Source organism: Streptomyces sp. NPDC001219 (assembly GCF_053597915.1).
Genome location: NZ_JBSFJF010000004.1, coordinates 190,925 through 201,419, shown reverse-complemented (window position 1 = coordinate 201,419; position 10,495 = coordinate 190,925). Strand labels below are relative to the sequence as shown.

At 70.2% G+C, this 10,495-nt stretch carries 8 protein-coding genes; 4 read left to right on the top strand and 4 right to left on the bottom strand.

Annotated elements, in window-relative coordinates; all coding sequences use genetic code 11:
• Nucleotides 1-1,247 (bottom strand): molecular chaperone DnaK (gene dnaK / locus ACWC9R_RS04385; RefSeq protein ID WP_355782446.1); only part of this gene is annotated, 1,247 nt, incomplete at its 3' end.
• Nucleotides 1,248-1,536: 289 nt separating this feature from the next.
• On the opposite strand from dnaK, the gene ACWC9R_RS04380 reads away from it, so the two are divergent.
• From ACWC9R_RS04380 to ACWC9R_RS04365, 4 genes are all read left to right on the top strand, one after another.
• Nucleotides 1,537-3,804 (top strand): heterodisulfide reductase-related iron-sulfur binding cluster, encoded by a 2,268-nt coding sequence (locus ACWC9R_RS04380; protein ID WP_450728871.1) that lies wholly within the window; start codon nt 1,537-1,539, stop codon nt 3,802-3,804.
• Between the two features lie 158 nt (nt 3,805-3,962).
• Entirely contained in the window at nt 3,963-5,282 is a 1,320-nt protein-coding gene (locus ACWC9R_RS04375; RefSeq protein WP_450728870.1) for an FG-GAP repeat domain-containing protein, read from the top strand.
• 74 nt (nt 5,283-5,356) lie between these two features.
• Nucleotides 5,357-5,914 (top strand): N-acetyltransferase family protein, encoded by a 558-nt coding sequence (locus ACWC9R_RS04370; protein ID WP_450728869.1) that lies wholly within the window; start codon nt 5,357-5,359, stop codon nt 5,912-5,914.
• A gap of 99 nt (nt 5,915-6,013) precedes the next feature.
• Nucleotides 6,014-6,949, top strand: a complete 936-nt coding sequence (locus ACWC9R_RS04365) for a Yip1 family protein (RefSeq protein WP_450728868.1) — start codon at nt 6,014-6,016, stop codon at nt 6,947-6,949.
• 111 nt (nt 6,950-7,060) lie between these two features.
• On the opposite strand, the gene ACWC9R_RS04360 is transcribed toward ACWC9R_RS04365, so the two are convergent.
• The 3 genes from ACWC9R_RS04360 to dcd form a co-directional block, all read right to left on the bottom strand.
• Nucleotides 7,061-8,533, bottom strand: a complete 1,473-nt coding sequence (locus ACWC9R_RS04360) for a ricin-type beta-trefoil lectin domain protein (RefSeq protein ID WP_450728879.1) — start codon at nt 8,531-8,533, stop codon at nt 7,061-7,063.
• A 280-nt stretch (nt 8,534-8,813) separates the two neighbouring features.
• Nucleotides 8,814-9,311 carry a phosphoribosyltransferase gene (locus ACWC9R_RS04355; RefSeq protein WP_260639525.1) on the bottom strand — a complete coding sequence of 166 codons (498 nt, stop codon included), beginning with the start codon at nt 9,309-9,311 and terminating at the stop codon, nt 8,814-8,816.
• A gap of 84 nt (nt 9,312-9,395) precedes the next feature.
• A complete protein-coding gene (gene dcd / locus ACWC9R_RS04350) occupies nt 9,396-9,971 on the bottom strand; it encodes a dCTP deaminase (protein ID WP_327156057.1) in 576 nt (191 codons plus the stop codon).
• Nucleotides 9,972-10,495 lie beyond the last annotated feature (524 nt).

The following is a 10,495-nucleotide window of genomic DNA, read 5'->3' as shown; positions in this document are numbered from 1 at the left end:
CGCTCGCCCTGGTAGACCTGGATCTGCACGGACGGCTGGTTGTCCTCGGCCGTCGTGAAGATCTCGGACCGCTTGGTCGGGATCGTGGTGTTGCGCTCGATGAGCTTGGTCATGATGCCGCCCTTGGTCTCGATACCGAGGGACAGCGGGGTGACGTCCAGCAGGAGGACGTCCTTGACCTCACCCTTGAGGACACCGGCCTGGAGGGTGGCGCCGATGGCGACGACCTCGTCCGGGTTGACGCCCTTGTTGGCGTCCTTGCCGCCGGTCAGCTCCTTGACGAGCTCGGCGACGGCGGGCATACGGGTCGAGCCGCCGACCAGGACCACGTGGTCGATCTCGGACAGGTTGATACCCGCGTCCTTGATCACGTTGTGGAACGGCGTCTTGCAGCGGTCCAGGAGGTCCGAGGTGAGCTGCTGGAACTGCGAGCGCGTGAGCTTCTCGTCCAGGTGCAGCGGGCCCTCGGCGGAGGCGGTGATGTAGGGAAGGTTGATCGTCGTCTCGGTGGAGGACGACAGCTCGATCTTCGCCTTCTCAGCGGCCTCACGGAGGCGCTGCAGGGCCATCTTGTCCTTGGCCAAGTCGACGCCGTGGCCGTTCTGGAACTGCTTGACCAGGTAGTCGACGACGCGCTGGTCCCAGTCGTCACCACCGAGGTGGTTGTCACCGTTGGTGGCCTTCACCTCGACGACGCCGTCGCCGATCTCCAGCAGCGAGACGTCGAAGGTGCCGCCACCGAGGTCGAAGACCAGAATGGTCTGGTCGTCCTTCTCCAGGCCGTAGGCCAGGGCGGCGGCGGTGGGCTCGTTGACGATGCGCAGGACGTTGAGGCCCGCGATCTCACCGGCCTCCTTGGTGGCCTGTCGCTCGGAGTCGTTGAAGTAGGCCGGAACGGTGATGACCGCGTCGACGACCTTCTCGCCCAGGTAAGCCTCGGCGTCGCGCTTGAGCTTCTGCAGGATGAAGGCGCTCATCTGCTGCGGGTTGAAGCCCTTGCCGTCGATGTCGATCTTCCAGTCGGTGCCCATGTGGCGCTTGACCGACCGGATGGTCCTGTCGACGTTGGTGACCGCCTGACGCTTGGCGACCTCGCCGACCAGCACCTCGCCGTTCTTGGCGAAGGCGACAACGGACGGCGTGGTCCTGGCGCCCTCGGCGTTGGTGATGACGGTGGGCTCACCGCCTTCGAGAACACTGACGACGGAGTTCGTCGTGCCCAGGTCGATGCCGACCGCACGTGCCATTTCAATTCCTCCAGCTGACTTGAGTGGAACAGGCTCAAGAGTGCAGCACCGGGGAAATCCTGTCAACAGACCTGAGTCGGGCGCGCTCAAGTTTTATGTCGCCCTTATCGTCACCACGGCTCCACACCAGGACGCCCGAGCCGCACAGAGGGTTGCCTTCGCGACGCAGATCACCGGCCGGGCGGCTTCATGGGGCGGAGGAGAATGGGTAACCTCAGCCGCAGACCAAAAAAGTTACTGCTTAGTAGTCCCCACCGTTTTCCGCTCTCGCAGGTACGAGGAGCCTCCCATGCAACTCGCCGCGATCATCGTGTCGCTGGTGCTCATCGCGGTCGCCGTGGCGCTGTTCGGCCGCGCCCTCCTGCAGATCTACCGGCAGATGCGACTGGGCCAGCCGGTGCCCGCAGGAACCCGGACCGACGCTCCCGCCCAGCGGACCGTCACGGTGGCCAAGGAGTTCCTCGGCCACACTCGCATGAACCGCTGGGGCGTCGTCGGCGTGGCGCACTGGTTCGTGGCGGTGGGCTTCCTCACCCTGCTGCTGACGATCGTCAACGCCATCGGCCAGCTCTTCCAGGCCGACTGGCTGATCCCGGTCATCGGCGGCTGGCTGCCGTGGGAGATGTTCGTCGAGGCGATGGGCACGATGACGACCCTGGGCATCATCGTCCTGATCGTCGTCCGGCAGCTGAGCCGGCCCGGCGGCGCGGGCCGCAAGTCCCGCTTCGCGGGCTCCAACACCGGCCAGGCGTACTTCGTCGAGACCGTCATCCTCATCGTCGGCATCTGCATCGTGACGCTGCACGCCCTGGAGGGCGCGCAGCACGGCGTCGACCACTACGAGCCGGCGTTCTTCGTCTCGTACCCCCTGGTCGCGTTCTTCAAGGGGATGAGCCTCGGCACCCTGCAGAACCTCACCTACTTCTTCGCCGCCCTCAAGATCGCGACGTCCTTCATCTGGATGATCACGGTCTCGCTGAAGACCGACATGGGTGTGGCCTGGCACCGCTTCCTGGCCTTCCCCAACATCTGGTTCAAGCGTGAGGCGGACGGCGGCACGGCCCTCGGCGCACTCCAGCCGATGACCAGCGAGGGCAAGCCGATCGACTTCGAGGACCCGGGCGAGGACGACCAGTTCGGCGTCTCCCAGGTCGAGCACTTCTCCTGGAAGGGCCTGCTCGACTTCTCCACCTGCACCGAGTGCGGCCGCTGCCAGTCGCAGTGCCCCGCCTGGAACACCGGCAAGCCGCTGTCGCCGAAGCTGCTGATCATGTCGCTGCGCGACCACGCGCACGCCAAGGCGCCGTATCTGCTCGCGGGCGGCGGCAAGGACGAAGAGGGCAACGAGAAGGCGACTGCCGAGCAGCTCGCCGATGTCCCCGCGTCCGCGCTGGCCGAGGCCGAGCGCCCGCTGATCGGCACCCTGGAAGAGAACGGCGTCATCGACCCGGACGTCCTGTGGTCCTGCACCACCTGCGGCGCCTGTGTCGAGCAGTGCCCGGTCGACATCGAGCACATCGACCACATCGTCGACATGCGCCGCTACCAGGTCATGATCGAGTCCTCGTTCCCGTCCGAGGCGGGCACGATGCTCAAGAACCTGGAGAAGAAGGGCAACCCCTGGGGCCTGGCCAAGAAGCAGCGCCTGGCCTGGACCAAGGAGGTCGACTTCGAGGTCCCGGTCGTCGGCCAGGACGTCGAGGACCTCACCGAGGTCGAGTACCTCTACTGGGTCGGCTGCGCCGGCGCCCTGGAGGACCGCGCCAAGAAGACCACCAAGGCCTTCGCGGAGCTGCTGCACATCGCGGGCGTGAAGTTCGCGATCATGGGCGGCGACGAGAAGTGCACCGGTGACTCGCCGCGCCGTCTGGGCAACGAGTTCCTCTTCCAGCAGCTCGGCGCGGAGAACGTCGCCACGCTGAACGCGGCCTTCGGTGAGGACGACGAGGACGAGTCGACCAAGAAGCCGAAGTCGTCGAAGAAGATCGTCGCGACCTGCCCGCACTGCTTCAACACGATCGCGAACGAGTACCCCCAGCTGGGCGGCGAGTACGAGGTCATCCACCACACCCAGCTGCTCCAGCACCTGGTGGACGAGGGCAAGCTCACCCCCGTCACCCCGGTCGAGGGTCTGATCACCTACCACGACCCCTGCTACCTGGGCCGCCACAACAAGGTCTACACCCCGCCGCGCGAGATCATCGCCAAGGTGCCGGGCCTGCGGAACGAGGAGATGCACCGCCACAAGGAGCGCGGCTTCTGCTGTGGCGCCGGCGGTGCCCGGATGTGGATGGAAGAGCGCATCGGCAAGCGCATCAACAACGAGCGCGTCGACGAGGCCCTGTCGCTCAACCCCGACATCGTCTCGACGGCCTGCCCCTTCTGCCTCGTCATGCTGACCGACTCGGTCAACGGCAAGAAGAACGACGGCAAGGCGAAGGAGTCCGTCCAGGTCGTCGACGTGGCCCAGCTGCTGCTGGACTCCGTCAGGACGCCCGTGGACCCGGCCGGCGACCCGGAGCCGGAGGACACCCCGGAGCCGGAGCCGGTGAAGTAGCGGCACGGACAGCAGCGTCGGCCGGCGGCCGGTCCCCTCGCAGGGGCCCGGCCGCCGGCCTTTCCGGTCCCGTACGGGGCCGTTGCGGGGCGGCGGGCCACCGGGAAGCATCGGGAGCCGCGAGGGACGACACGAGTGACGGGCGGGGTGGGGACGGCATGGGACGACGGTTCGCCGCGACGGCGGGGCTCGGGCTGGCCCTCCTGCTCAGCTCCTGCGGTCCGCTCTCCTCCTCCGGCGACGCGCGCTCCGCCGCGCCGCACCGGGCCTCCTCACTGCCGCGGGCCCGCCCCGTCCCGGCCGGCCACGGCAGCCGCACCGCCCACGACTTCAACGGTGACGGCCACCCCGACCTCGTCCTCGACAGCCTGCTCGCACCGGCCGGCGGCCACGACGACGACCCGGGCATCGGCATCGTCTACGGCTCCGCGCACGGACTCGCCCCGGCCACCCGGGAGTTGCTCACCCCGGCCCGCCACGCCGCCCCCACCAAGGGGACCGCCCCCGCGTCCTTCGACGCCGAGACCGTCTGCGACCTCGACCGGGACGGCTTCAGCGACCTGGTCGTCACCACCGACCCGCCCTACGACGGCATCGGCCGCCCGCCCGTCCCCGTACAGCTCCTCTTCGGCTCGCCGCGCGGCCTCGGCGCCGCCCGCGCCGTGACACTGCGCATCCCGGACCGGGCGCGCTTCGGCAACGAATGGCCCGACCAGCCGGTCTGCGGCGACTTCGACGGCGACGGCGCCGACGACCTGGCCGTCACCGCCTCCGGCCCCCGGATCAGCTATCTGCGCGGCCCGTTCACCCGCGCCGGTGCCCCCAAGGCGGCCGGCGCGCCCGTCGCCATCCCCGGGACCGCCCTCACCACCACCGCGCCCCTGTCCTCGTCCGACCTCGACGGCGACGGCACCGACGACCTCCTCGTACGGACCGCCGACCCCGGCCGCCGCGCCCGAGGCCGCCTCGCCCTCGGCGGCCCCCGGGGCCCGCTCCGCGCGGGCCGGACCGCCTACCCGCCCGGTTACGCCACGGTCTTCGGGCGCTTCACCACGGCCGGACGGGGCGTGACCTCCGTCACCGCCGACACCGACGGCCTGCTGTCCGTCGGCGGCCGCCCCGGCGGAATCCGTACGCACACCGGCGGCGTTCCCACCCTCGCCACCGCCGACGCGGACCGCGACGGCCACCCGGATCTCGTGATCGGCGGCACCCGCCCCGCCCTGCTGAGCGGCACCGCGCACGGGCTGTCCGCCACCGTCCACCGCCTCGCCGTGCCCCGTCTGCCCGGCGCCGGACGCCCGCACTCCACCGTTCTCGCCCTCACCGACTTCGACGGCGACCGCCACGCCGACCTCGTCCTCCTCACCCGGCGCGGCCGCGCCCACGACCGGGTGACGGTCCTCCCCGGCGGCCCGTCAGGTCTCTCCGCGCGGCCCGTCCTCTCCTTCACCACGGCTGATTTCAGGGCCCCCTGACGGCCCACCAGCTGATTTGTGGTCCGTGGCTAATACAGTTGCCCGGCCCCGGGGCGCATCCGAGCATGACGGCCATGAACACCGACACGGGCACGGCCGACGATCCGAGCGCTCCGGCACGCCCCGCCCCCCGCGAGACGCCGCCCGCCCCGCCCGTCACGATCCGGCTCGCCCTCCCCACGGACGCCCCCGCGATCGCCGCCGTCCACCAGGCGTCACGGCGGGCCACCATGCCCTATCTGCCGCCCCAGCGCCGTACCCACGACGAGGTCACCCGCTGGATACGGGAGATCGTCCTGCCGCAGAGTCACACCTTCGTCGCGGTCCGCGGCCCGGAGGTCCTCGGCTACGCGGCCCTCCAGGACGAGCTGCTGGAACAGCTCTACCTCCGCCCCGACGTCCGGCGCCGCGGCATCGGCTCCGCTCTCCTCGCCGCGGCCCGCCGGCACCGCCCCGACGGCCTGTACCTGCATGTCTTTCAACTCAACACCGACGCAAGGGCGTTCTACGCCCACCACGGTTTCCGGGTCGTGGCCGCCAACGACGGCAGCGCCAACATGGAGAACCTGGCGGACCTCACCCTCCGCTGGACACCGGCCCGCGGCCCCGTTCCCCCTCGGGGAACCCCTTAGGGGATGTCACAGGTCAGCAGCAAACCGGGGCCCGACCCCCCGGCTCCGCCACCCGATCCACGCGGACCAGGTACTTTCGAGTACGTGGCTGGATTCAGGATGGGTCGCGGACGGGATGCCCGCCCCGCGCAGAACGGACAGCAGGGACAGCAGGGGCAGCAGGCACCGTACGGGCAGCAAGGGCCGTACGGGCAGCAGCCCCCCTCGCCGCCTGGGCAGTGGCAGCCGGCACCGCAGCAGTACGGCGGCGGACCGCAGGGGCAGCCGCACGGGCAGTACGGCGAGCCCGAGTACTTCGGCGACGGGGGCTACCCACCCCAGCAGTCCTACGCACCGTATTCGAACGACAACAACGCTGGTCACACCCAGCAGTTCAGCGTCGGTGACGCCCCGGACGCCTACGGCCCGCCCGCCGGCTCCCACGACGGCGGCAGCGACGAGTACGGGGCCGGCGGCACCTACCGCGCCGGCCAGACCAGCGCGCCCCCGGCCGGCCCCCGGCTGGAGTGGAAGCAGCTGCTGTCCGGCATCGTGCTGCGCCCCGACGCCACGTTCTGGCAGATGCGCGACCACGCGGTCTGGGTCCCGGCGCTGATCGTCACCTTCGTCTACGGCGTGCTCGCGGTCTTCGGCTTCGACAAGGCCCGCGAGGATGTGCTCAACGCCACCCTCTCCAACATCATCCCGTGGGTCGGGATCACCGCCGTGATGTTCATCGTCGGCAGCCTGATACTGGGCGCGGTCACCCACACCATGGCCCGCCAGCTCGGCGGCGACGGCGCTTGGCAGCCGACCATCGGCCTGGCCATGCTGATCATGACGCTCTCGGACACGCCCCGGCTGCTCTTCGCGATGTTCCTCGGCGGCGACAGCACCCTGGTCCAGGTCCTGGGCTGGCTGACCTGGCTCGCCACCGGCTATCTGCTCACCTCCATGGTCAGCAAGTCGCACGACCTGCCGTGGCCCAAGGCGCTCGGCGCCGCCGCGATCCAGCTGGTCGCACTGCTCGCCCTGGTGAAGCTCGGCACCCTGTAGGGGCCACACCGGCCACGGCGAGGGGCCCGCCCCGGAGCACCCGGCTCCGGAGCGGGCCCCTCGCCATGCGGCGGCTCGCGTGCTTTCGCCCATCAGGCGAACCGTTCGGCCCTAGGCGAACCGCTGCCCGGCCGACCCGTCGCACCCCTGCAGCCGCAGCGGCTCCTTCGTCCCGGCCAGCGTCAGGCACAGGGACGTCGCGGCGGCGGGCCGGATCGTGCCGCCGTCGGCCCGTACGAAGCGCTGGTTGGCCGTGCCCGAGCAGTTCCACAGCACCAGGGCGGCCCCGGCCTCGTACCGCCCTCCCGGCACGTCCAGGCACCGGTCCTGGGTCAGCTCCACGTGCAGCGACCGCTGCTCCGTGTCGTACCACCAGCCCTGGTTGCGCTGGCCGTGGCAGTCCCAGCCGCCGACCGCCGTGCCGTTACGGCTGGCGCCCCCGGCCGCGTCCACACAGCTCCCGGTCGCGGCGTTCTTCAGCGGCCGGTACGCGTCGTCCCAGGCCACCGGGTACAGCTTCGGCTGCCCGGTGCTCGCCGGGTCGGCGCAGGAGGCCTCGCGCAGTCCGGACGCGTACAGCTGGGTCAGACAGGACGCGAAGGCGCCGTGCCCGCGGGCGTTCGGGTGGAAGGACTGCCGCACCGAGTTGGAGTTCGGCGGGAAGGGGTTGGAGAGGTTCACATACAGGCCGCGGGCCCAGGTGTCCTCCATGCAGACCTCGTGCCCGTGGAACAGCCGCGAGGCGTCCAGATAGGTCGCGCCGCTGTCCCGCGCGGCCTTCCGCACCCCCTTCTCGAACGCCGGCACGGCGGCGTTGCGCCCCCAGCCCGCATCGGAGGTGTAGCCGGTGCAGCCGCCCAGCAGCTTGCCCGGGTACCGCGGGTTGTCCTCCACGTCCGGCCCGATCGGGCTCGGATACGACATCACCACGAGCCGGTAGTCGCCGTCCGCGTACCCCGCGTCCCGCATCACGGTCCGCAGGTCACCGACCGTCTTGTTGACCTTGGGCACCAGCCCGTCGACCCGTGCCTGCCAGCCCGGCTGGTACTTCGGCTCGCAGGTGCCCTGCAGCAGGAACCAGCGGGTGACACAGTCCGTCATCACCGGCCCGAACTGCAGGTCGTCATTGGCGCCGGCCACCAGGAGCACCATCTTCAGCCGGGTGTTGCGGGCCGCGACGGCGAGGCTGTCACTCTGCACCAGCTCGTCGGCGTACTGCTTGCTGCCGCCGATCACGATGTTGTCGCTGCCCGCGCCCGAGCAGGCGGCGTTGTAGGTCACCTCCGCGCCGATCCCGGTCCGGTGGATCGCGGAGTCCGGTGACCGGTGGCACCAGTTGTCCGGCCCGTCCGTGCCCTGCTCGTACGTCCCGACGCCCTCCCCCGAGATCTCGCTGTCCCCCAGCGAGATCACCGAGGTCTTGCGCTCCCCGAGGGGCCGCTCGGCCGGGTCCCCGTAGAGCCGCTTCGCCTCCCGCGCCCGGATCTGCTCCAGCGCGGGCGCCAGCGGCCGGGTGGCCACGGGTCCGGCGCGTTCCGCGCCCCCCGCGGCCCCGGTGGCGGCACTCGCCCCGCCCGCCGCCATCGTGCCCACCAGGGTCAGCGCCGCCGTCGAGACCGCCACGACGGCCCGCAGCCGCCGCCCGCGCCCCGTACACGGCCCGTGTCTCCACCCGCGTAACGTCCCTCGCCCGCGTCTCGCCCGCACCATGGGGTCTCCCCTCCGTCTGCCGTCACCGCGGGTTGTACTCGGAGGCGGCCCACAGCGGAACACCCGCGACGGGATTGGCCGAAAGCGGCGCAGCAAAAAGCCGGCCGACCCCCAACTCCCTTACCGGGAGCGGCAGTCGGCCGGCCCTGAGATCTCAGGCGTCGAGAACCTGGCCCTCGCGCCGCACCACGGGCGGCTCGACGCTCCACGGGAAGTTGATCCACTCGTCCGTGCGCTTCCACACGTACTCGCACTTCACCAGCGACTGCGGCTTCTCGTAGATCACCGCGCTGCGGACCTCCGCCACCGTCCCCTGGCAGAAGTCGTGCACGAGCTTCAGCGTCTTCCCGGTGTCGGCGACGTCGTCGGCGATCAGCACCTTCTTCTCCGAGAAGTCGATCGCGTTCGGCACCGGCGCCAGCATGACCGGCATCTCCAGGGTGGTGCCCACCCCGGTGTAGAACTCCACGTTCACCAGGTGGATGTTCTTGCAGTCCAGCGCGTACGCCAGACCGCCGGCGACGAAGACTCCGCCGCGGGCGATCGACAGCACGACATCGGGCTCGTACCCGTCATCGGCGATCGTCTGCGCCAGCTCACGGATCGCCCCGCCGAACCGCTCGTACGTCAGGTTCTCCCGCACGTCACTCACGTATCTCTCTCAGACCCTCTGTGTCCACACCCTCTGCCACGCGCCCGCCCTGTTGAGCGCGCCGCCCACACCGACGCGGCCGTGTCATACCTGCGTACGGTGAAAGTTCTTGAACGACCGGGACGGCGTCGGTCCGCGCTGCCCCTGGTAGCGGGAGCCGTACTTCTCACTGCCGTACGGGTGCTCGGTCGGCGAGGTCAGCCGGAACATGCACAGCTGCCCGATCTTCATGCCCGGCCACAGCTTGATCGGCAGCGTGGCGACATTGCTCAGCTCCAGCGTCACGTGCCCGCTGAACCCCGGGTCGATGAACCCGGCGGTGGAGTGCGTCAGCAGCCCCAGCCGCCCCAGCGAGCTCTTCCCCTCGAGCCGGGACGCCAGGTCGTCGGGCAGCGTGATGACCTCGTACGTCGAGGCCAGTACGAACTCACCCGGGTGCAGGATGAACGCCTCATCGCCCTCGGGCACGACCTCACGCGTCAGGTCGGGCTGCTCGACGGCGGGGTCGATGTGGGGGTACCGGTGGTTCTCGAACACCCGGAAGTAGCGGTCCAGCCGCACGTCGATGCTGGACGGCTGCACCATCGACTCTTCGTAGGGGTCGATACGCACCCGACCAGCATCGATCTCGGCCCGGATGTCCTTGTCTGAGAGAAGCACGCAGATGAGGATACGCGCCCGCACGACGAGGGCCCGGCCCCCCACCAGGGAGACCGGGCCCCTCGCCCACTCCTCGTCCTCTCGCCGGCCCCTGCCTCTCTCACAGGGCCCCGGCCGCCACTGTCACGGAAGTGCCGTGGCGTCCTTTCTCACGATTCCCACGAAGTGCCTGGCGTCTCTCACGAACCCCACGAAGTACGTGGTGCCCTTGATCGCTTCCGCACTCCGCACACGCTTCGCTCGCTCGCTACCGCTTCGCGTGCTCGACGGGCACCGAGTGCCGCAGCCGAGCGCAGCGCGGGCAGCGCAACAGCCGTCCGGGACCGAGCCGGTCGGTGGTCTGCATCGGGAACGAAGCGGTGCTGAACACGTGGCCCTCGGCACAACGTACGACGGTGCGCTCCATCAAGTCCCTCTCCCAACTGCGTGGACAACAAAAGCCACATTAGGGGATGAACCGGAAGCCATCACACGCGGCACTCCGCCGCCCCACCGTACGCCCCAACTCCCGCACCCCGCACCCA